The organism is Streptomyces sp. NPDC048106, from assembly GCF_040706415.1.
In the GTDB taxonomy this organism is placed as follows: Bacteria; Actinomycetota; Actinomycetes; order Streptomycetales; family Streptomycetaceae; genus Streptomyces.
The window spans coordinates 1-22,790 of sequence record NZ_JBEZND010000003.1 but is presented as its reverse complement, the minus strand read 5'-3'; the positions used below and the strand labels follow the sequence as shown (position 1 = coordinate 22,790).

Genomic DNA, 22,790 nt, shown 5'->3' with positions numbered 1-22,790 from the left:
GTGAGCGGTTATCTCGACCGGTTCGTGGCCGGCCACCGGGCCGAGCACACCCTGGTCGTGCAGCCCCGCATGGGCTTCGGCAGGATCGCCGCGATGACGGCCGGACTGCGCGAGGTGGCCGCCCTCGACTTCCCCGTGGTCGGGACCCTCACCCTCGACAGCTACACCCGGGTCGGCGACCACACCACCCCGCTGGAGCGGCTGGCCGCGGACGAGGAGCTGAACGGCTACCCGCTCGTCTCCCACCCCGCGGCCGCCACCCGGCGCATGCTGGAGGGCGTGCACGGCCCGGCCTTCCCCGTCCAGGTGCGGCACGGTACGGCGCGCCCGCTGGCCGTCTTCCGCAGGCTGGTCGAGGTCGGTCTGGACGCGACCGAGGGCGGCCCGGTCTCCTACTGCCTGCCCTACAGCAGGCTCCCCCTCGCCGACGCGGTCCGCGCCTGGTCGGAGAGCTGCCGGCTGCTGGCCGGGGAGACCGAGCACGGGCACATCGAGAGCTTCGGCGGCTGTCTGCTCGGGCAGCTCTGCCCGCCGTCGCTGCTGGTGGCGGTCGCGGTGCTGGAGGGCTGCTTCTTCCGGGCCCACGGGCTGCGCCAGATGTCCTTCAGCTACGCCCAGGGCACGCACCCCGCCCAGGACCGCGGGGCCGTACGCGCGCTGCGCGCCCTCGCCGCCGAGCTGCTGGGGGACGTCACCTGGCACGTGGTGCTGTACACGTACATGGGCCTGTTCCCGCGCACCCCGGCGGGCGCGGGGGCGCTCATCGAGGACAGCGCGCGGCTGGCCCGGGACGCGGGCTGCGAGCGGCTGATCGTCAAGACGGTCTCCGAGGCGTGGCAGATCCCGAGCGTGTCGGAGAACCTGTCCGCGCTGCGGCTCGCCGCGGCCGCCGCGCGCGGGCCGGCGAACGCGGGGTCCGCCGAGGAGGACGCGTACTTCGAGGAGACGCTCGCCGAGGCACGCGCCATCGTGGAGGCGGTGCTGAACCTCGACCCGGACATCGGCACCGCGCTGACCGGGGCCTTCCGGCTCGGTCTGCTCGACATCCCCTACTGCCTCCACCCCGACAACAGGTCGGCGGCGACCTGTGTCATCGACGACCGCGGCGCGCTGGCCTGGGGCTCCACCGGAAACCTGCCGCTGAGCACCCCCTCGTCCCGTACGGCCGGCCGGCTCACCTCCGACGACCTGTACGGCATGCTCAACCACGTCGCGGAGCGCTACGACAGCGAATCGTCCGAGTCCAGATTGGTTCCCCACTCATGACTGTCCCGCAACACCGCCCGGACCGGCCCGCCCTGGTCCTGGTGGACGCGTTCTCCACGGGGTCGATGCTGGCCCGCGAGGCGGCCGAGACCCACCGGATCCTGCATGTGCGCTCACGTGACCTGGCGTCCGGCACCTTCGGCGCGAGCCTGCCGGCCGCACTTCTGGATGAGGACCTCACCTACCCCGGTCACGAGGCCGAGGTGCTGGCGTACCTGAAGGCGCGGGAGCCCGTGGCGGTCGTCGCGGCGAGCGAGTTCGGCGTCGAGGTGGCGGACGAACTGGCCCGCGGCCTCGGCCTGCGCGGCAACGACCCCGCGCTGTCCGCCGCCCGCCGGGACAAGGCCCTGATGATGGAGGCCCTCTCCCGGGCGGGCGTGCCCACCGCCCGGCAGTGCCGCTCCGGCGACGTCGCCGAACTGCTCGACTGGTGGCGCCGCAATCCGGACATCGCGCGCCTCGTGGTCAAGCCGCTGGACAGCGCGGGCTCCGACGACGTCTACACCTGCGACACCGAGCAGGAGGTGGCCGACGCCTGCCGGGCCGTCCTCGGCAAGACCAACATCATGCTCCGGGTGAACGAGGAGGTGCTCGTCCAGGAGTACCTCGCGGGGGACGAGTACATCGTCAACTCCGTGAGCCGGGACGGCGGTCACTGGTTCACCGACGCCTGGATCAGCCGCAAGCAGGTGCGGGACGGCGGCCGCAGGATCTACGAGGCGGAGGACCTGCTGACGCCGGACGATCCCGTGCTCGACGTCATCCTGCCGTACACGGCCCGGGCGCTGGACGCCCTCGGCATCACCGACGGCCCGGCGCACAGCGAGCTGATCCTCACCGCGCGGGGCCCGCTGCTCCTGGAGACCGGGGCGCGCGTCTCCGGGCTGGCCAACCCCGCCGCGCTCGACCTGTGCACCGGCGCCAACCAGGTGAGCCTCACCCTCGACTGCCATGTGCGCGACGGCGTCTCGCTCACGGCGCGCCCGGCCCGTTACCCGGTCCTCCAGCGGGCGCGCTGCGTCAACCTCGTGGCCCGTCGTGCCGTACCGCTGCCGACCGCCGCCATCACGTCCGCGCTGGAGCGGATCCCCGCCTTCGAGAGCGTCCGGTTCCGGATCGCCGACGGCGCGCCCACCCGGCCGACCGTGGACCTCAACTCCTCGCCCGGCGCCGTGTTCCTGGTGCATCCCGACCCCACCGAGATCGACAACGCTCACAAGGTGATCCGCGAGCTCGAGCACGAACTGCTCTGAATCCGAAAGCATGGTGAGATCCACATGTCCCTAGACAGCGAGCGGTTCCGCGAGATCTTCGGTTCCTTCCCGACGGCCGTCGCCATCGTCACGGCGCTGGACGAGCAGGGCCGGCCGCGCGGCTTCACCTGCAACGCCGTCTGCTCGGTCTCCGCCGCGACGCCGAGGCTGCTCGTCGGGGTCGGCAAGAGTTCCCAGACCTTCCCGGCGCTGGCGTCCTCCGGCGCCTTCGTGGTCAACTTCCTCGCCGAATCCGGCGAGGAGGCGTCCCGCACCTTCGCCGACAAGGGGCCGGACAAGTTCGCGGGCCTCGTCTGGGAACCCTCCGCGCATGCCGGCGGCGCCCCGATCCTCACCGACATCGCGCTCGCCTACGCCGAGTGCCGCACCGTGCAGACCGTGGACGCCGGGGACCACTGGCTGCTCATCGCCGACGTGCACGGGGGACAGACGTACTCCCGCGAGCCGCTGCTGTACTGCCGCGGGGCGTACAGCACATGGCCGGCCACCGCGGGCAGCCGCTGACCCGCGGCGGCGGTCCCATACACGCAGAGGCCCGGCCGTCCGCCGGGCCTCTGCGGTTTTCCGAAGTCCCCAATTGACGGCTATCGCGGGGGAATTCAGGCAAATGCCAGATGCAATCAGCGGCAGGCAGTGTGTAGTTTGCCAACTGCTTCAACGGACTCCCCACGCTCAGACGCCCAGACGTATCCGAGATCCCCGAGGTCCCCATCCATGATCGAGATACCGGAGCTGGCCTTCGGCGGCCTGGCCGCCGGGACGGTGTCGGCACTAGCTCTGGGAAGCGGCCTGTGGCGCTCCAGACGTGAACGCGCCCGGCTGCGGCAGGAGATGACCGGTCTGCGCCACCAGGCCCAGCGGTCCGCCCGGGCCGGCGCCGAGGAGGCGGAGCGCGTCCGGCAGGCGTTCACCGCCGAGCTGGAGCACCTCGTCACCCGGCGCATGCCGGCCGAGGCGTCGCGCACCGCGCACCCGCACGTGCCGGTGCCCGGCCCGGCCGGTTCCGAGGGCGCGGTGTTCGAGCCGGTACTGGAGGCCCTGCGCGCCGCGATCCTCCAGGAGCGCAAGCGGGTCGACGCCGCCGCGCGGGCCGGTATGCGCGGCACCACCCGGGAGATCCAGGCGAGCCTCTACCGCCTCCAGGACATCCTCCACGGACTCCAGGAGCGGTACGACGACCCGGAGCTGGCGCAGGACCTCTACAACCTGGACCACGAGAACGAGCAGTCGCTGCGCCGCGCCCAGGTCGCCGCGGTGGTCTGCGGGGCCTGGGTCGGCCTGGCCCGGGAGGAGTCGCACCTGGTCGACGCCGTCACCGGCGGACAGGCCCGGCTGGCCGGATACCGGCGGATCAGGCTCCACAACCACCTCACCCCCGGCACCGCGCTGGTCTCGCACGCCGTGGAGCCCGTCGCGATCATCGCCGCCGAGCTGCTCGACAACGCGCTGCGGCACTCCTCCCCGGACACGTCGGTCGTGGTCAACCTCGAACACGTCCACAGCGGGGTCGCCGTGACCGTCGACGACGCGGGTGTCGGCATGGCGCCCGAGGAACGGGCCGCCGCGCAGCGGGTGGTGGCCGGCACCGACCCGATCATGTTCTCCGACCTGGGCGACCCGCCCCGGATGGGCCTCGCGGCGATCGGCCAGCTCACCCGGCAGTTCGACCTCTCGGTGGACCTGTCCACGCCGTCTCCGTACGGGGGCGTGCGGGCGGTCCTGCTGGTCCACAAGCATCTGCTGAGCCACCTCGACCCTGCGCTGCGCCCCGCCGCCGCGAGCGCGTCGCCCTCCACCCGCACCGGGGAGGTGCCCAGGCCGGAGCCGCTGGCCGAGCACGCCCACGCGCCGGCCCCCGAGGCCGCCCTACCGGGGACGGAACCGGTCCGCGCCGCCCGGTCCGAGACCGCCGCGCCCGGACCGGCGGAACCGGACGCCCCTCAGCCGGCGCCCGGCCTCGATGATCCGGCGCCCGGTCCCGATCAGCCGGCGGCCGGCCACGACCAGCCGATGCCCGGCCCCGACCAGCCGGCGCCCGACGCCGACGACCTCCCCCGCCGGCGCCGTCGCCAGGTGTCGCCGGACCAGGCCGCGATGATCCGGCCGAGTGCGGCCAAGACCGCCGCCCCCGCCCGCTCGCCCGAGGAGTCCGCCGCGGCCCTCGGCGCCCTGCAGTCGGCGACCGCCGCTGCCCGTGATGCAGCTCGATCCGAAGGGACCGTTCCCCGATGACCAACCGCGAGACCGGTGACACAGCGTGGGTTCTCGACCCGATCCTCGACGTCCCGCATGTGAAGGCCGCCGTCCTGCTCACCAGGGACGGTCTGGTGTCCGGCTTCTCGGAGGCGCTCACCCAGGACTCGGCCGAGCGGGTCGCCGCGATCACCTCCACCGTCCAGGGCGCCTGCCGGACCGCCGCCGCCGCGTTCGCCGACATGCCGGCCGCCCAGCTCCGGCAGGTCGTGATCGAGTCCGACCACGGCTACATCCTGGTCGCCCCGACCGACCACGGCACCTGCGTCGCCGCCTACGGCGACCCTGAGGTCCGGCTCGACCTGCTCGGCCACCGCGTGCACTCCCAGGTGGCGCGGCTCGGCGAGAAGGCGATGGCCGCGGCACCCCGCGCGGCCGAGGGCGGCGCTTTGCTGTGAGGGGCCCCAGGTCCGGCCGTCCGCTGGTGCCCGCCTACCTCTCCACCTCGGGGGTGGCGCGGCCCAGCCGCAACAGTCTGGAGCGCCTGTCGGTGCTCACCTCCGTCACCGGGCCGGTCTCCGGCGACCTGCCCGCGGCCCAGCACGCGCTGCTCCAGTCGCTGGACGGCGGCTCCCTGACCGTCGTGGAGGCGGCGGCGCTGCTGCGGCTGCCGGTCTCCGCCGTCCGGGTCCTCGCCGCCGCGCTGATCGACCAGGGGCTGGTGACGGCACGCCCGCCCGTCCCGTCCGCCGCCAAGCCCGACCACGACCTGCTGAAGAGAGTCGCCGATGGCCTCCGCGCCCTCAAGCTCTGAATGTCCGCCGGCCGACCGCCGGGTCGCCGACTCCGGTGTCCGGGCCGGTGAACTGCATCTCCCGGCCACGGCGCGGGAGTTGGTGAAGATCGTCGTCGTAGGCCCGTTCGGCGTCGGCAAGACCACCCTGATCGACTCGGTGTCCGAGATCCGTCCCCTGCACACCGAGGAGCACCTCACCCAGGCCTCCACCTCCGTCGACGACCTCGACGGCGTGCGGGACAAGAAGACCACCACCGTCGCCATCGACTTCGGCCGGATCACCCTCGGCGCGGAGACCGTCCTCTACCTGTTCGGCACCCCCGGACAGGAGCGGTTCCGCGCGCTGTGGGCCGACATCGCCTACGGGGCGCTCGGCGCGCTCGTCCTCGTCGACAGCCGCCGCCTCGACGCCTCCTTCGACGTCCTCGGCCTGGTCGAGGAGTCGGGGCTGACGTACGCGGTCGCCGTCAACACCTTCCCCGACTCCCGCCGTTATCCCGAGCAACAACTGCGCGAGGCCCTCGACCTGGCGCCGGACACCCCGCTGGTGGAGTGCGACGCCCGGGACACCCACTCCTCCGTCGACGCGCTGCTCGCCCTCGTGGAGCACCTGATCGACCTCGACGCCCGCGCGGCGGCCGGGGAGGTGCGCGCGTGACGGAGTTCCCCGCCCCCGTGGAGTCCTTCAGCCTCTCCACCCCCGTACGGCTGTGGGAGGACGGGTTCGCCGTCGACCCGCGCCGCTACTACGAGGCACTGCGCGCCCAGGGCCCGGTCGGCTGGGCCGAACTCGCCCCGGGCGTACCGGCGTACGTGGTCACCGACCGCCGGGCCGCGCTCGACATGCTGCACGACGACGCGACCTGGTCCCGCGACCCGCGCCCCTGGCAGGCGACGGTCCCCGAGGACCTGCCGATCCTCGGCATGATGCGCTGGCGGCCCAACACCCTCTTCTCCGACGGTGGGGAGCACCTGCGCTACCGGACCGCCCTGCTCCAGGCGTTCGACCTGGTCGAGCCGCACGATCTGCGCGAGCGGGTGCTCCGCGCGGTGCACATCCTGGTCTCCCGGTTCGGCCCGCGCGGCGAGGCGGACCTGGTGAACGACTTCGCCCGCCCGATGATGACGCTGATCTTCAACAGCCTCTTCGGCTTCCCCGAGGGCGAGGCCGACCGCCTCAACGACGCGCTCGGCGCGCTGATGGAGGGCGGCGAGGCGTCCGTCCAGGGCGAGGCCGAGTACGGCAGGTACGTGATGGACCTGATCGGCGCCAAGATGGCGAAACGCGGCGACGACCTCACCAGCCGGCTGCTCGACCACCCGCTGGGCCTCACCCCCGAGGAGGTCACCTGGCAGGTCTTCCTCACCCTCGGCGCGGGCCACGAGCCGTCCACCAACCTGGTCACCAACGCGCTCTCCCGCATCCTCGGCAACCCGGCGTACTACTCCACCCTCACCAGCGGCTCCCGCCCCGTACGGGACGCGGTGCTGGAGGTGCTCCGCTACGAGACCCCGCTCACCAACTACGGGGTGCTCTACGCCCGGAAGTCGCTGAGCTTCCACGGGGTGTGGGTGCGGGCCGCGGTGCCGGTCGTCGTCTCGTACGGGGCGCTCGCGCTGTTCGCGGACGAGGAGCACGGCGGCGCGCACCACCCGCGGGACGCCTCCCACCTGTCGTTCGGCGCGGGCCCGCACACCTGCCCGGTCAAGCACGAGGGGCTGCTGATCGCCACGGAGGCCATCGAACGGCTCACCCAGTGGCTGCCCGACATGGAGCCCACCGTGCCCCGCGACCGCCTCACCTGGCGCCCGGGCCCCTTCCACCGCTCCCTCGTCGCCCTGCCGGTCCGGTTCACCCCCCGCACCCCCGACCGTCCCGCCGGGCTGTCGGCCGAATCCGCGTCCTTCCAGACTGGAGCCTGAGCATGACCACTACGCCCACCCGCGTGCCCATCGACCCGTTCGGCTCCGACATCGTCGCGGAGAGCGCGCGGCTGCGAGCCCTCGGGCCGGTCGTCCCCGTGGACCTGCCCGGCGGGATCCCGGCCTGGGCGCCCACCGGGTACGACGCCCTGCGGACCCTGATCCTCGACCCGCAGGTCAGCAAGGACCCGCGCAAGCACTGGCGGCTGTGGCCGCAGGTCGGTGAACGCCCGGAGTGGGCCTGGGTGCTGGGCTGGATCGGCGTGGTCAACATGCTCTCCACCTACGGCAGCGACCACACCCGGCTGCGCCGCCTGGTCGCCCCCAGCTTCACCGCCCGGCGCACCGAGGCACTCCGCGGCCGGGTCGAGGCCGTCGCGGCGGAACTCCTCGACGCGATGGAGAAGGCGGGTGCGGACGGCGCCGTCGTCGACCTCAAGGAGGCGTTCGCCCATCCGCTGCCGATGCAGATCATCTGCGAGCTGTTCGGAGTGCCCGATCACCTCCGGCAGAGCGTGGGCGAGCTGGTCGCGGCGATCATGGACACCACCGACCAGAGCGCCGAACACGCGGCCTTCGTACAGCAGCAGATCGGCACGGTGATCCCGGCGCAGATCGCCTACCGCGCCGAGCACCCGGGCGACGACCTCACCACCGAGCTGATCCGGGTCCGTGACGAGGAGGGCGACCGGCTCAGCAGCGAGGAACTGCTGTTCACCCTCCTCCTGGTCATCGGCGCCGGCTTCGAGACGACGGTGAACCTGATCGCCAACGCGGTGGTCGAGCTCCTGAACCACCCCGATCAGCTCGCCGCCGTCCGCTCCGGGGAGCTGGACTGGGACCAGGTCATCGACGAGGTCCTGCGCGCCAGGCCCTCCATCGCCTCCCTCCCGCTCCGGTTCGCGGTCTCCGACATCACCGTGGACGGCGTCACCATCCCGGCCGGCGACGCGATCCTCACCACCTTCGGCGCGGCCGGCTCGGACCCCGCGCACTACGGGGAGAGTGCCGAGGCCTTCGACGCCGCGCGGGCCGCCGACGACCACCTCTCCTTCGGCATCGGCGTGCACCGCTGCATCGGCGCCCCGCTGGCCCGCATGGAGGCCCGCACCGCCCTCTCCGCCCTCTTCGACCGCTTCCCCGCCCTGACCCCCGCCTTCACGGCCGATGACCTGAAGCAGGTCCCGTCCTTCATCGCCTACGGCTGGCAGACGGTCCCGGTCCGGCTGGCCGGCTGACGCCTCACAGGGCGGGCGCCGCCACCCGCGGGACGGCCAGCCGCTCGCGCAGGTCGGCGAGGAGCGCCGTACAGGCGTCCGGGGTGTCCGCCTGGCCGAAGACGTAGAAGTCGGGACGGACGAGCACCGCCCAGGCGCCCGCCTCGTCGAGGTACGGCAGGTACCGGCCGTCCACGTCGGCCACCGTGTCCTCGCCGGTGACGGCGTTGTCACCGGGCACGACCGAGACCACCCGGACGGGCAGGCCGTCCAGCACGTCCGGGTCCTCGGGCAGGGCACGGGGGTCCCCGCGGGTCAGCAGTACGAAGGAGCCGGTCCCCACGACCTCGTCGAACAGGGCCGTCCCGGCGGCGCCGCGCACGCGCGCCTGCGGGGTGAGCCGCCCGGTCAGCCGGCCGGTGCCCGGTCCGCCGCCCCCGTGCAGCAGCCCCTTGCGCAGCGGATGCACCGGGGCCTGCGGGGCGCCCTGCCCCACCCCCCGTTCCCGCGCGGCCAGCATGGCCACGTCCCGGTCCGCCGCGGCGGCCGGATCAAGCTGGCAGATGACCTTGCCCAGGTCGACCGACATCCGGATCGCGTGCCGCACATGGGCCGCCCGCTCGGTCTCGTAGGTGTCCAGCAGGGCCGCGTCCGCCCGCCCGGACAGGACCAGGTCCAGCTTCCACGACAGGTTGGTGGCGTCCCTGATGCCCGAGCACATGCCCTGCCCGGCGAACGGCGGCATGACGTGGGCGGCGTCACCGGCGATGAGCATCCGGCCCGAGCGCCAGCGGTCCGCCCACCGGGACCGGAAGGTGTAGACGGCGTGCCGCAGCAGGGTCGCGTTCTCGGGGGTGACGTCGAAGAGCTTCAGCAACCGCCAGGCGCTCTCCGGGGTGTTCAGCTCCTCCACCGGTTCGCCCTCCAGCCGCATGAACTCCCAGCGCCGGTGGCCGGGGCCGGCCGACGCCTCCGTCCGGGGCCGCGCCGGATCGCAGATCTGGAGGTTGTTCGGGTCGAAGACGCGCTCCTCGTGCAGCACCACGTCGCAGATCAGCCAGTCCCGCGAGAACCCGAGGTCGTGCATGCCGCCGCCGATGCGCTCACGGACGAAGCTGTTCGCCCCGTCGCACCCGACGAGCCAGCGCGCCGACAGCACTCGCCGTGCGCCGTCCGGACCCACGCACGTCAGTTCCACGTGGTCCCCGAGGTCGGCTGCGTCGACCGCCTCGTGGCCGCGCAGCACCCGCAGCGAGGGCAGCCGGGCGCCCCGTGCGGTCAGGGCCGACTCCAGGCCCGGCTGGTACATCGACGTGGAGTCGGGCCAGTGGCACCAGCCCCTCGGGGACCCCTGGATGTCCAGCAGGGTCCGGCCCTCCGCGTTCCGCCAGGAGTAGCGCCCGGACGGCTCGGTCTCGGTGGCGATGTACCCGGTCAGGCCGATCGAGGCCAGCACCCGGGCGGCCTCGCTGTCGAACGCCACCGCCCGTGACATCGTGTACGGCTCGGGCCAGCGGTCGACCACCGTGACCTGCCAGCCGCTCGTGGCCAGCATGATCGCCAGGGTCTGGCCCACGGGCCCGTCGCCGACGATCAGCACGTCCGCGTCGAGCCCGGACCCGGCCCCGACTTCCCTGTCAGCACTCATCGCTGTGGTCCCCGCCCCTCAGACGTCCTGGCGCAGCACGTGCCGCACGACGGACTCGTAGTCGTCCTTCTTCGCCAGCACCCGGGCACGGTCCGCGCCGTCCTCGGACACCAGGTACCGCCGGCCCACCAGCAGAAGCTGGCCGGTCTCGGTGGCGCGGCCGTAGATCAGCGTGCCCGCCCGGATCATCTCGCCGGCCCAGTGCCAGAACGGGTCGTCGTTCTCGCCGCTGGCGATGGCCTTCCACTCGGACAGGTCACGCTCCTGGAGGGTGAAGCGGTACACCGCCTGCCAGTCGCCGCCCCGCGGACGCCGCTGGAGCACCAGGTGACCGCCGTCGTCGTCGAGCACGCGGTAGTCGAAGCCGTACTGACTCTGCACCGCGTCCGAGACGCGCACCGGTTCGGTGAACGAGGGTCCGGCGAAGCCCACGTCGACGAGCCAGTCCTCGCCGTCGAGGCGCACCACGCCGAGCATGTGCTCCAGGTCGGGCCCGAACTCGTCGTTCGCGCCGCGCACGCCCGAGGAGATGATCCGGACGTCGTAGCCGAGTTCGGTGAGCAGCGCGCGGAACAGGCCGCTGAGCTCGTGGCAGATCCCGCCGCGGCGCTCGGTGACGAGTGCCTGGAAGAAGACGTCGGCGCCCGCGTCGACGTCGTCCCAGATCGCCAGGCCCTTGGCGGCGTTGCGGGAGTTGTCGAAGGGGATCGTCCTCATGTGCCGCACGTGCAGTTCGCGCAGGTTCTCCCGGCTGGGCTCCAGGGTGCCGGTGTAGCCGAGGTGCTCCAGGTAGGCGGTGACGTCGAACATGTCTGGCTCCGTCCTCGTGGATCAGTGGATCAGTGGGTCGGTGGGTCGGCGGGTCAGTGGTTCTCGGGGGCGAACAGCAGCTCTTCCAGGCGGTCCGCGAGCATCCCGGGCGTCGGGTGGTCGAACAGCAGCATCGGGTTGGTGTCCAGCCCGCAGATCTGGTTGATCCGGTTCCGCACCTCGACGGCGGTCAGCGAGCTGAAGCCGAGGTCGAAGAAGCCGGTGTCCTCGTCGAACTCCTCGGTGTCCTCATGGCCCAGCGCCTGCGCGGCCAGCTCGGTGACGAGGGCGATCAGCTCCTTGCGGCGTTCGTCGGCGGGACGCCCGGCCAGCCGCTCCACCAGGGACGGGTCCGGCTCCGTCTGGGCGGCCGCCTCCGTCGCGGGGTCCTCCAGGACGACCGGGGTCTGCTCGGTCCGGGGCACGATGGTCCTCTCCAGCCAGTAACGCTTGTGTTCGAAGGGATAGGTGGGCAGGGGCACATGGCGCGCGGGCGGCGCCACGGTGAGGGTGCGGCCGCGTACGTGCAGCGCGCCCAGGGCCAGGCGCACCGACTCCGCCTCGTCGTGGCCGCGGCGGACGGCCGCGATCGCCTCGGCGGGACCGGTGAGGTTCTCGTGGACCAGGGCCGTGAGGGTGTCGCCGGGCCCCACCTCCAGGAAGGTGCGGACGCCGTCGGCCTCCAGGCCGCGCACGCCGGCGTGGAAGCGGACCGTGGCCCGCACGTGCCGCACCCAGTACTCGGGCGTCACCAGGTCGTCGCCCGCCGCCGCGCGCCCCGTGACGTTGGAGACCACGGGGATCCGCGGCGCCTCGTACGTCAGCCCGCGGGCGACCCGGGCGAACTCCTCGCGCATGGGTTCCATCAGCGGCGAGTGGAAGGCGTGCGACACCTTCAGGCGCTTGGTGCGGTGACCGAGGGAGCGCAGCGCGCCGGCGATCTCCAGGACCCGTTCCTCGGCGCCGGAGAGCACCACGGAGGAGGGCCCGTTGACCGCGGCGATGCCCACCAGGTCCGCGTGGCCGGCCAGCAGTACGGCGACCTCCTCCTCCCCGGCGGCCACCGCCACCATCGCCCCGGGGACCGGCAGCGCCTGCATCAGCCGGGCCCGCGCCGTCACCAGGGCGGCCGCGTCGGCCAGCGAGAACACCCCGGCGATGTGCGCGGCGGCGATCTCGCCGACGGAATGACCGGCGACCACGTCGGGCTCCACGCCCCAGGACGCGAACAGCCGGGCGAGCGCCACCTCGAAGGCGAACAGGGCGGGCTGGGTGAACTCCGTACGGTCCAGCAGCCGGCCATCGGGCGAGCCGGGCCGCGCGTCCAGCACCTCCCGCAGCGGACGCGGCAGCCGGGCGTCCAGCTCCGCGCACGCCTGCTCGAAGGCGTCGGCGAACACCGGGTGGGCGGCGGCGAGTTCGCGGCCCATGGCGAGCCGCTGGCTGCCCTGGCCGGAGAAGAGGAACGCGAGCTGGCCCGGGGCGGTCTTGCCGGTCACCACGGACGGCGCCGCGGTGCCCTCCGCCAGCCGCCGGGCGCCGTCGAGCAGCCGCCCGCGGTCCGTGGCGGTCAGCGCCGCCCGGTGCTCCATCGCCGCCCGCGTGGTCGCCAGGGCCCGGCCGAGGGCCACGGCGTCCAGTTCCGGGTGCGCCTCGGCGTGGGCCACCAGCCGGCGCGCCTGGGCGGCCAGCGCCGCAGGGGTCCGCGCGGACAGCAGCCAGGGGACGGGCTCGCCGGCGGGCTCCTCGCGGACGCCCGACCCGGTCTCCGCCCCGGCCCCGGCTTCGCTCTCGGCCTCCTCCGGCTCGGGTGCCTGCTCGACGATCACGTGCGCGTTGGTCCCGCTCATCCCGAACGCCGAGACCCCGGCCCGGCGCGGCCGCGCCGACGCGGGCCACTCCCGGGCCTCGCGCAGCAGCCGCACGGACCCGGCCGACCAGTCGACGTGCGGGCTCGGCTCGTCGACGTGCAGCGTGCGCGGCAGCACCCCGTGCCGGAGCGCCAGTACGGCCTTGATCACCCCGGCGACGCCCGCCGCGGCCTGGGTGTGCCCGATGTTGGACTTCAACGAGCCCAGCCACAGCGGCCGTCCGGGCTCCCGGTCCCGCCCGTAGGTGTCGATCACCGCCTGCGCCTCGATCGGGTCACCGAGCCGGGTCCCGGTGCCGTGCGCCTCGACCAGGTCCACGTCCGCGGCGCTGAGCCCCGCGTCGGCCAGGGCCTGGCGGATGACCCGCTGCTGGGAGGGGCCGTTGGGGGCGGTCAGGCCGTTGGAGGCGCCGTCGGAGTTCACCGCGCTGCCCCGGACCACGGCCAGCACCGGATGCCCGTTGCGGCGCGCGTCGGAGAGCCGCTCCAGCAGCAGCAGCGACAGCCCCTCGGACCAGCCGGTGCCGTCCGCCGCGGCGGCGAACGGCTTGCAGCGGCCGTCCGGCGCCAGCCCGCGCTGCCGGGAGAACTCCACGAAGGTGTCCGGCTCCGCCATGACCGCCACCCCGCCCGCCAGCGCCAGGTCGCACTCGCCCGAGCGCAGCGACCGGGCCGCCAGGTGCAGGGCCAGCAGCGAGGAGGAGCAAGCCGTGTCCACGGTCACCGACGGCCCCTCCAGGCCGAGGTGGTAGGACACCCGGCCGGAGACGAGGCTGCCCGCCACGCCCGCCCCCTGGAACCCCTCGATCTCGGTGGGGACCTGGGCCAGGCCCGTGCCGTAGTCGTGGTACATCACCCCGGCGAACACACCGGTGCGGCTGCCGCGCAGCGAGTCGGCGTCGATGCCGGCCCGCTCCACCGCCTCCCACGCCGCCTCCAGGAAGAGCCGCTGCTGGGGGTCCATCGACAGGGCCTCGCGCGGTGAGATGCCGAAGAAGCGGGCGTCGAAGTCACCGGCGTCGTGCAGGAACCCGCCCTCGCGGACGTAGCTCCTGCCGTGCGCGTCCGGGTCCGGATCGTAGAGCGCCTCCACATCCCAGCCCCGGTCGGCCGGGAACTCCGTGATGCCGTCGCGGCCCTCGGCCAGCAGCTCCCACAGGTCCTCCGGGGAGCGGACCCCGCCGGGCAGCCGGCACGCCATGCCCACGATCGCGATCGGTTCGTGCGCCCGGCCGACGACCTCCGCCAGCTCGCTCTTGAGCCGTTCGTTCTCCATCAGGGAGGCGCGCAGCGCCTCGACGACGGCCTCGTCGTGCGTGTTCATGTCCTTCGTCCCCAATCGTCGGGTGGCCGTCAGCGGCCGCTGTCGCCCAGGGCCCTGGCGATCAGGCTCTCCACGCTCATCGCGGAGATCTCGCTCAGGGGCTTCGCCGCGCCCGCGGGGGCGGCCGGTTCCTCGGCCGTGTCGTCGGCCAGTTCGAGAAGCGTGGTGAGCACTCCGAGCTCGCCGAGCCGCTGGAGCGACACCGAGGCCAGCGCCCGCCGCAGCCGGCGCTCGCGTCCGGGGTCGAGCTCCGGGCCGGCCTCACCGGCGGCGGCGCCGGAGCGTGCCCCGTCCGCCGGCTCCGGGAAGAGCCGGTCGTACAGCTGACGGGCGGCCGCCGACGGGGTCGGGTAGTCGAAGACGAGCGTGGCGGGCAGCCGGATGCCGGTCGCGGCGGCGATCCGGTTGCGCAGCTCCACCGCCGACAGCGAGTCGAAGCCCAGCTCCTTGAACGACCGCTCGTCCTCGATCACCTCGGCGCTGTCGTGACCGAGCGTCTGCGCGGCGAGCGAGCGCACCAGCTCGCCCAGCCGGTGCCGCCGCTTGGCCACCGGCAGCCGCTCCAGGTCCCGGGTCAGGGATCCGGTCGGCACGGCCCCCGCCCGCGCCTGGGGCCGGGCACCGGGGACGAGCCCGCGCATGACCGGCGGCACCTCCCGCGAGCCGCGGAGCGCGGCGAGGTCGAACCGGGCCGGCAGCACCGCCGCCGGACCGGCCCCTACCGCCCGGTCGAACAGGGCGAGCGCCTCCCGCGTCGGCAGCGGCAGCACGTAGCGCCCGCGCCCCTGCCGGTCCTCGCGCAGCCCCCGGGTCATCGTGCTCGCCTGCTCCCACAGCCCCCAGGCCAGCGCGACGGCGGGCAGCCCGAGGCCGCGGCGGTGGGCGGCGAGGCCGTCCAGGAAGGCGTTGGCGGCGGCGTAGTTGCCCTGTCCCGCGCCGCCGAGGACGCCGGCCGCCGAGGAGAACAGCACGAACGACGCCAGTTCCGCGTCCAGGGTCAGTTCGTGCAGGTGCCAGGCGGCGTCGGCCTTGGGCGCGAACACGGTGTCCAGCCGCCGCGGGGTCAGCGCGGAGAGCACACCGTCGTCGAGCACGCCGGCCGTGTGCACGACCGAGGTGAGCGGATGGGCGCCGGGGATCCCCGCCAGCAGCTCCGCGACGGCCGTACGGTCGGCGACGTCGCACGCGGCGACCGTGACGGTCGCGCCGAGCGCGGTCAGCTCGTCGCGCAGCTCGGCGGCGCCCGGGGCCGCCTCCCCTCGACGGCTCGTCAGCAGCAGGTGCCGGGCGTGGTGCGCGCTGACGAGGTGCCGGGCCAGCGTCGCCCCCAGCGCCCCGGTGCCCCCGGTGATCAGCACGGTGCCGTCGGGATCCAGGACCCGGTCGCCGTCGCCGTCGCCGTCCCCGGCCCGGGTCAGCCGCGGCACGCGCAGCCGGCCGCCCCGCAGGGACAACTGGGGCTCCGAGGTGGCCAGCGCGGCCGGCAGCAGCTCGCGGGAGCCGTCGTCGGTGTCCACGAGGACGAACTCGCCGGGGTGCTCGTTCTGCGCGGACCGCACGAGGCCCCAGACGGCGGCCGCCGCGGGGTCGGCCTCGGCGCCGCCGGTCAGCACGACCAGGGGCGGCCCGCCCGGCTCGGCCAGCTTGGCGTGTACGGCGTCCAGCACCTCGGCGCCGAGCGCGCGGGCCCGGCGCGGCGGATCGCCGGGTCCGGCCGTCGTGAGGTCCAGCACCCGGCCGACGGCCGGCTCCGGGCCCTCAGGGTGGAGCACCGTGCGCCACTCGGTGCGGAACAGCCGGTCGCCGGACGCCCCGGCGGGCATGGGCGGCTGGGTGTGCAGGGGGCGGGTGGTGAGGGAGCCGACCGTGGCCACGGGCGAGCCCGAGCCGTCGGCGAGGTCCAGGCGCAGCGCGCCGGTCCCGGTGACCCCGATCCGGAGCCGTACGGCGGTGGCGCCCCCGGCGTGCACGGCGACCGACCGGAAGGCGAAGGGCAGTTCCGGCTTCTCGCCGTCCCGGCCGGGCAGGAACGCGCCCGCCTGGAGCGCCGCGTCCAGCAGCGCCGGGTGCAGCACGAACCCCTCGGTGTCCTCCCCGGGGAACTCGGCCTCGGCGAACACCTCCGCGCCCCGCGCCCAGACCGCGCGCAGCCCCCGGAAGAGCGGCCCGAGGGCCACCCCGTCGTCCGCGCGGCCGTCGTCGAAGCGGTCGTAGAAGCCGTCCAGGGACAGCGGCTCGGCACCCGGGGGCGGCCAGGCGGCCAGGTCCCCGGCGGGTCCCGCGCCGTCGGACGGCAGCGCGCCGGTGAGCCGGCCGGTCGCGTGCCGGGTCCACCCGCTCCCGTCGTCCTGGTCGGCGGCGTCCGGCCGGGAGTGGATCGCGAGCGGCCGGGAACCGTCCTCGCCGGGCTCCGCGACGCTCACCCGCAGCCGCACCCCGCCGGTCTCGGGCAGCACCAGCGGTGCCTCGATCACCAGTTCCTCGACGACCCCCGCGCCGACCTCGTCGCCGGCCCGGACGGCCATGTCCACCAGCGCCGTGCCGGACACCAGCACGGCCCCGCCCACGGTGTGGTCGGCCAGCCACGGCTGGTCCCGCACCGCGATGCGGTGGGCGAACACCACACCGCCGGACGCGGGCAGCGGGACCGCGGCGCCCAGCAGCGGATGCCCGGTCGTTCTCACGCCGAGCGCGTCGGCGTCACTCGTGCGCACCGGCTCCAGCCAGAACCGCCGGTGCTCGAACGGATACGTCGGCAGTGCGGCGCGGGTGCGCGCGGCCGGCAGCAGCGGCGCCCAGTCCACCCCGTGGCCCCGGGTGTGCAGCCGGGCCACCGAGCCGACCAGCGAGCGGAGCCCCGGGGCGCGCCGGGCCTGCGCGGGGACCGCGTCCAGCGCGTCGCTGTTCTCCCGCACCAGGGCGGTGAGGGTGTCCCCGTGCCCGATCTCCAGCACGGTGCGGACGCCCTCGGCCGCCAGGGTCCGTACGGCCGCGTCGAACCGGACCGCGGCACGGGCGTGCCGCACCCAGTAGCCGGCGCCGGCCAGTTCGGCCGGGTCGGCGAGGGCCCCGGTGACGTCGGAGACCAGCGGGACGCGCGGCGCGTGGTAGGTCAGCGCCGCCGCGGTCCGGCCGAACTCGTCGAGCATCGCGTCGATGTGCGGCGAGTGGAAGGCATGGCTCACGGCCAGCCGTTTGACGCGGTGACCGGCGGCGCGCAGCCGCTCGGCGAGCGCCAGGACCACGTCCTCGTCGCCGGAGAGCACGACCGACTCCGGGCCGTTCACCGCGGCGACGGCCACCCGCGACTCCTGCCCGGCGAGGAGCGGCAGCACCGTCTCCTCGCCGGCCGCCACGGCGACCATCGCGCCGGTGGCGGGCAGCGCCTGCATCAGCCTGCCCCGGGCGGCCACCAGCGCGGCGGCGTCCGGCAGCGAGAACACGCCCGCGACATGGGCCGCCGCGATCTCCCCGACGGAGTGGCCGACCAGTACGTCGGGTCGTACGCCCCACCGCTCCACCACCTGGGCGAGGGCGACCTCCAGGGCGAACAGCGCGGGCTGGGTGTACGCGGTGGTGTCGAGCAGCGCCGCGTCCGGGGTGTCCGGGGCCGCGAAGACGACGTCCCGCAGCGGCGTGTCCAGATGCGGGTCCAGCGCCGCGCAGATCTCGTCGAACACGGCGGCGAACGCGGGCAGTTCCCGGTACAGCTCACGGCCCATGCCCGCCCGCTGGCTGCCCTGTCCGGCGAAGGCGAACGCCAGCCGTCCCGGCGCCGCCCGCCCGGTCACCACGGCCGGGTCCGCGGTGCCGTCGGCCAACGCCCGCAGTCCGGCGAGCAGTTCGTCCCGGTCGGCGCCGACGACCACCGCCCGGTGGTCCAGCCGGGCCCGGGTGGTGACGAGCGCCGCGCCGATGCCGGCGAGGTCGGCCGCCGGGTCGCCGGACACCTGGGACAGCAGCCGCCGGGCCCCGCGCGCCAGCGCGGTGGGCGTCTTCGCGGACAGCGGCCACGCGACGACGGGCGGCGCGTCCGCCCGGTCCGCCCGCGGCTCCTCGTCCGGCTCGGGCGCCTCTTCGAGGATCACGTGCGCGTTGGTGCCCGTGGCGCCGAAGGCGGACACCCCGGCGCGGCGGGGACGGTCGGCGGTGGTCCAGGGGCGGGGCTCGGTGAGCAGCCGGACGGTGTCGGCGGACCAGTCGACGTGCGGGGTGGGCGCGTCGACGTGGAGGGTTTTGGGCATGGTGCCGTGCCGCATGGCGAGGACCGTCTTGATGACCGCGGCGACTCCGGCGGCGGCCTGGGTGTGGCCGATGTTGGACTTCAACGAGCCGAGCCAGAGCGGGTGTCCGGGGTCGCGGTCCTTGCCGTAGGTGCTGATGAGGGCCTGCGCCTCGATGGGGTCGCCGAGGGCGGTGCCGGTGCCGTGCGCCTCGGCCAGGTCGATGTCGGCCGGGGTGAGTCCGGCGTTGGCGAGGGCCTGGCGGATGACGCGCTGTTGGGAGGGGCCGTTGGGTGCGGTGAGGCCGTTGGAGGCGCCGTCCTGGTTGACGGCGGTGCCGCGCACCACGGCGAGGACCGGGTGCCCGTTGCGGCGGGCGTCGGAAAGACGCTCCACCAGGACCACGGCGACGCCCTCGGACCAGCCGGTGCCGTCGGCCGCCGCCGCGAACGCCTTGGACCGGCCGTCCGCCGCCAGCCCCCGCTGCCGGGCGAAGTGCACCATCGCGTCCGGCGTCCCCATGATGGCCGCGCCCCCGGCGAGCGCCAGATCGCACTCGCCGGAGCGCAGCGCCTGCGCGGCCAGGTGCAGCGCCACCAGCGAGGAGGAACAGGCCGTCTCCACGGTGACCGCGGGCCCTTCGAGACCGAGCGTGTACGACACCCGGCCCGAGGCCGCGCTGCCCGAGTCGCCGATGCTCAGCAGCCCCTCCAGCTCCCGGGGCGCCTCCCGCAGCGGCGGCGCGTAGTCGTGGTACATCACCCCGGTGAACACGCCGGTCCTGCTGCCGTGCAGGCTCGTCGGGTCGATACCGGCGCGTTCCACCGCCTCCCAGGACAGCTCCAGCAGATGCCGCTGCTGCGGGTTGAGGGACAGCGCCTCGCGGGGCGAGATGCCGAAGAAGTCGGCGTCGAAACCGCCGGCGTCCGCGAGGAAGCCGCCCTCGGCCGCATAGGTCGTGCCGTGCCGCTCGGGGTCGGGGTCGTAGAGCCCCTCGACGTCCCAGCCGCGGTCGTCGGGCAGCGGGCCGATGGCGTCCGTGCCCGAGGCGACCAGCCGCCACAGGTCCTCCGGGGAGGTGACGCCGCCGGGCAGCCGGCAGGCCATCCCCACGACGGCGATCGGCTCCCGCCGCCGTGCCTCGCTCTCCTCCAGCCGGGTGCGGGCCTGCCCGAGTTCGGCCAGGGTCCGTTTCAGATAGTCGCGCAGCTTGTCGTCAGTGGCCACGGAAAGGGTCCTTTACGGGTTCGGGGGGCTCAGGCCTGAGGGGTGCTGCCGGGCAGACCGAGTGCGGCCTCGGCCATCCGGAGGATGTCGTCGTCGCTCGTCGGGCCGTCCGCGCCGGGCTCCGGACCGGCCGCCGGGGAGTGCCACTCGGCCGCCAACTCCCGCAGCCGCTCGGCCACCCGGGCACGGTCCTCGGTGGCGACGACCAGTTCGCCGAGCGTCTCCATGAACCGGCGCAGCTCGCCGACCGCGTGCTCGGCGGCCGACTCCTCGGCCGTGTCGAGGCCCAGCTCCGCCAGCAGGTGACCGGCGAGCGCGGCCGGCGTCGGGTAGTCGAACACCAGCGTCGCCGGCAGCCGCAGGCCGGTGCTCGCGCCGACGCGGTTGCGCAGGTCCACCGCGGCGAGCGAGTCGAAACCGAGGTCCCGGAACGCCTGCCGTGCGTCGAGCGCGCCCGCACCGGCGTGCCCGAGCGTCGCCGCAGTGTGCGCGAGCACCGTGTCGAGGAGCTTCCCGGACCGTTCCTGCGGGGGCAGCGCCCGCAACCGGTCCACCAGCGACTGGGCCGGCTCCGCGGCGGCCTGCCGCGCGGCCGGCCGGGCCGTGGGCACCAGGCCGCGCAGTACGGCCGGCAGGTGCGCGGCCTGCCGCAGCGCGGCCGGGTTCAGCTTGACGGGCACCAGCACGGCGGCCGACTCGGCCGCGCCCAGCGCGGCGTCGAACAGCGCCAGCCCCTCCTCGTCGGTCATGGCGAGCACGTCCTGCTTGAGGTGCCCCTGCGCGCCGGCCAGCAGGGCGCCGGTCATCTCGCTGGCCTGCTCCCACAGCCCCCAGGCCAGCGAGAGCCCCGGCAGACCCCGCTCCCTGCGGTACGCGGCCAGCCCGTCCAGGAACCCGTTGCCGGCCGCGTAGTTGCCCTGTCCGGCGTTGCCGAGCGTGCCCGACGCCGACGAGAACAGGACGAACGCCGCCAGGTCGAGGTGCTCGGTCAGCAGGTGCAGGTTCCAGGCACCGTCCACCTTGGGACCGAACACCGTCTCCACCCGGGACGGGTCCAGCGAGGTCAGGACGCCGTCGTCCAGGACGGCCGCGCTGTGGACCACCGCGGTCAGCGGGTGCTCCGCCGCGACGCCGGCCACCAGTGCGGCCGCGTCCGCCGGGTCCCCGATGTCGCAGGCAGTCACCGTCACCTCGGCGCCGAGCGCGGTCAGCTCCGCCGCCAGCTCCCGGGCTCCCGGCGCGTCGGGGCCGCGCCGGCTGGTGAGCAGCAGATGCCGGGCGCCGTGGTGCGTCACCAGACGCCGGGCGACCAGCCCGCCCAGGGTGCCGGTGCCGCCGGTGACCAGGACGGTGCCCGCCGGATCCAGCGGGCGCGGGGCACCCGCGGGAACGTCGCGCACCAGCCGCGGGACGGTCACCGTGCCGTCGTGCACGGCCAGTTGGGGCTCACCGGTGGCGACGGCGGCGGCCAGCAGCCGCCGGGACCGCGGGGCGTCGTCGACGTCCGCCAGGACGACCTGGCCGGGGTTCTCCGACTGCGCCACCCGGCCCAGTCCCCACACGGCGGCCATCGCCGGGTCCCGCCGCGCGTCCCGGGTGACCAGGACCAGCGGCCGGTCCGGTACGGGCTGGGCCAGATGCTCCTGGATCCCCTCCAACGCCCTGGCCACCAGCGCCCGCGCCCGCTTCGGCAGGGCGGCGGCCTGCTCCGCGCCGGGCTCCGCCTCGTCCGCCGTCAGGTCCAGCAGGCCGGGCACCGCCGGCTCGGTCGCCGGGGACGCGGTGACGGGCAGGTCCGTCCAGCGGGTGCGGAAGAGCATCTCGCCGGTCGCGCTCCGGCCGGGCAGCCGCTCCAGGTCGGCCGGGCGCATGGTCAGCGTGCCGATCGAGGCGACCGGCGCGCCGGTGGTGTCGGCCAGTTCGACGGCGATGTCGTCGGGGCCACAGGGCCGGACGCGGACCCGCAGCGCCGTGGCGCCCGTCGCGTGCAGGGCGACCCCGCTCCAGGCGAACGGCAGCCGGGCCGGCGCGTCCGGGCCCGAGCGGCCGGGCAGGAAGGCGGCGGCGTGCAGGGCCGCGTCCAGCAGCGCCGGGTGCAGGAGGAAGTCCTCCGTGTGCGCGGCGTCCTCGGGCAGCGCCACCTCGGCGCAGACCTCGTCGCCGGCCAGCCAGACCTGCCGCAGCCCCTGGAACAGCGGCCCGAACTCGAATCCGGCCGCCCGCTGGGCCGCGTAGAAGCCGTCGGCCTCGACCCGCTCGGCACCCGTCGGCGGCCATGCCACCGCCACCTCCGCCGGCACCGGCCGCGCGCCGCCGAGGAAGCCGGTGACGTGCCGTGTCCACGGCGCGTCGTCGAGGGCGTCCTCCGTCCGGGAGTGGACCGAGACCGGGCGCAGGCCCGCGCCGTCCCGCTCCCCGACGGTCACCCGCAACTGCACGCCACCCGAGCGCGGCACCGCCAGCGGTGCCTCGACCACCAGCTCGGACACCACCGGCTCGCCCAGCTCGTCACCGGCGCGCACCGCGAGTTCGAGCAGGGCGGTGCCCGGCACCAGGACGGTTCCGGCGACCGTGTGCTCGCCCAGCCAGGGGTGCGTGTTCAGCGCGACCCGGTTGGTGAACACGGCCCCGTCCGACTCCGGGAGCCGGACGACGGCGCCGAGCAGCGGATGACCGCTCCGGCCGAGCCCGACCGCGCCGATGTCGGTGCCGGTCGCGCTCTCGGACTTCAGCCAGTAGTGCTGGTGTTGGAAGGGGTAGGTGGGGAGGTTGGTGTGGTGGTGGGGGTGGGGGAGGTGGTGGTTGGGGGTGTGGTGGGTGTGGGTGTGGAGGGTGGCGAGGGCGTGGTGGAAGGTGGTGGGTTCGGGTTGGTTGCGGCGGAGGGTGGGGATGACGGTGATCTGGGTGGTTTCGGTTGTGGTGTCGGGTGTGTTGAGGGTGTCTTGGATGGCTTGGGTGAGGACGGGGTGGGTGCTGGTTTCGATGTAGGTGTGGTGGCCGGTGTGGTGGAGGGTGGTGA

Annotated in this window: 14 protein-coding genes; 9 read left to right on the top strand and 5 right to left on the bottom strand. The window is 74.7% G+C overall.

The genetic code is table 11. The features are described from left to right. The 9 genes from AB0927_RS03350 (at nucleotide 1) to AB0927_RS03310 (ending at nucleotide 8,690) form a co-directional block, all read left to right on the top strand. Nucleotides 1-1,266 carry a methylaspartate mutase gene (locus tag AB0927_RS03350; protein ID WP_366665795.1) on the top strand — a complete coding sequence of 422 codons (1,266 nt, stop codon included), beginning with the start codon at nucleotides 1-3 and terminating at the stop codon, nucleotides 1,264-1,266. Continuing rightward, nucleotides 1,263-2,519, top strand: a complete 1,257-nt coding sequence (locus tag AB0927_RS03345) for an ATP-grasp domain-containing protein (RefSeq protein ID WP_366665794.1) — start codon at nucleotides 1,263-1,265, stop codon at nucleotides 2,517-2,519. The genes AB0927_RS03350 and AB0927_RS03345 overlap by 4 nt, the downstream gene beginning before the upstream one ends. 24 nt (nucleotides 2,520-2,543) lie before the next feature. Continuing rightward, nucleotides 2,544-3,044 (top strand): flavin reductase family protein, encoded by a 501-nt coding sequence (locus AB0927_RS03340; protein WP_366665793.1) that lies wholly within the window; start codon nucleotides 2,544-2,546, stop codon nucleotides 3,042-3,044. Between the two features lie 210 nt (nucleotides 3,045-3,254). Then, complete coding sequence (locus AB0927_RS03335; RefSeq protein WP_366665792.1) at nucleotides 3,255-4,772, top strand: ATP-binding protein; 1,518 nt, start codon at nucleotides 3,255-3,257, stop codon at nucleotides 4,770-4,772. Beyond that, complete coding sequence (locus tag AB0927_RS03330) at nucleotides 4,769-5,191, top strand: roadblock/LC7 domain-containing protein (RefSeq protein WP_366665791.1); 423 nt, start codon at nucleotides 4,769-4,771, stop codon at nucleotides 5,189-5,191. The genes AB0927_RS03335 and AB0927_RS03330 overlap by 4 nt, the downstream gene beginning before the upstream one ends. Then, entirely contained in the window at nucleotides 5,188-5,547 is a 360-nt protein-coding gene (locus tag AB0927_RS03325) for a DUF742 domain-containing protein (protein WP_366665790.1), read from the top strand. The genes AB0927_RS03330 and AB0927_RS03325 overlap by 4 nt, the downstream gene beginning before the upstream one ends. Continuing rightward, the gene (locus AB0927_RS03320; RefSeq protein WP_366665789.1) at nucleotides 5,522-6,187 is read left to right on the top strand and encodes an ATP/GTP-binding protein; all 666 of its coding nucleotides are present in this window, start codon (nucleotides 5,522-5,524) and stop codon (nucleotides 6,185-6,187) included. Before AB0927_RS03325 ends, AB0927_RS03320 begins: the two co-directional genes overlap by 26 nt. After that, on the top strand, nucleotides 6,184-7,452 hold the full coding sequence (locus AB0927_RS03315; RefSeq protein ID WP_366665788.1) for a cytochrome P450: 1,269 nt from the start codon (nucleotides 6,184-6,186) through the stop codon (nucleotides 7,450-7,452). Before AB0927_RS03320 ends, AB0927_RS03315 begins: the two co-directional genes overlap by 4 nt. Nucleotides 7,453-7,454: 2 nt before the next feature. Next, the gene (locus tag AB0927_RS03310; protein WP_366665787.1) at nucleotides 7,455-8,690 is read left to right on the top strand and encodes a cytochrome P450; all 1,236 of its coding nucleotides are present in this window, start codon (nucleotides 7,455-7,457) and stop codon (nucleotides 8,688-8,690) included. A 4-nt stretch (nucleotides 8,691-8,694) separates the two neighbouring features. Here AB0927_RS03310 and AB0927_RS03305 read toward each other — a convergent pair whose 3' ends face one another. From AB0927_RS03305 to AB0927_RS03285, 5 genes are all read right to left on the bottom strand, one after another. After that, nucleotides 8,695-10,317 (bottom strand): bifunctional 3-(3-hydroxy-phenyl)propionate/3-hydroxycinnamic acid hydroxylase, encoded by a 1,623-nt coding sequence (locus tag AB0927_RS03305; RefSeq protein ID WP_366665786.1) that lies wholly within the window; start codon nucleotides 10,315-10,317, stop codon nucleotides 8,695-8,697. 18 nt (nucleotides 10,318-10,335) lie between these two features. Further along, nucleotides 10,336-11,127, bottom strand: coding sequence for an arylamine N-acetyltransferase (locus AB0927_RS03300; protein ID WP_366665785.1), 792 nt, complete (start codon nucleotides 11,125-11,127; stop codon nucleotides 10,336-10,338). Nucleotides 11,128-11,180: 53 nt separating this feature from the next. Continuing rightward, nucleotides 11,181-14,321 (bottom strand): beta-ketoacyl synthase N-terminal-like domain-containing protein, encoded by a 3,141-nt coding sequence (locus AB0927_RS03295; protein WP_366665784.1) that lies wholly within the window; start codon nucleotides 14,319-14,321, stop codon nucleotides 11,181-11,183. Between the two features lie 29 nt (nucleotides 14,322-14,350). Beyond that, a complete protein-coding gene (locus AB0927_RS03290) occupies nucleotides 14,351-19,771 on the bottom strand; it encodes a type I polyketide synthase (protein ID WP_366665783.1) in 5,421 nt (1,806 codons plus the stop codon). 29 nt (nucleotides 19,772-19,800) lie between these two features. Next, the coding region (locus tag AB0927_RS03285; RefSeq protein ID WP_366665782.1) for a type I polyketide synthase at nucleotides 19,801-22,790 on the bottom strand (2,990 nt) is incomplete at its 5' end.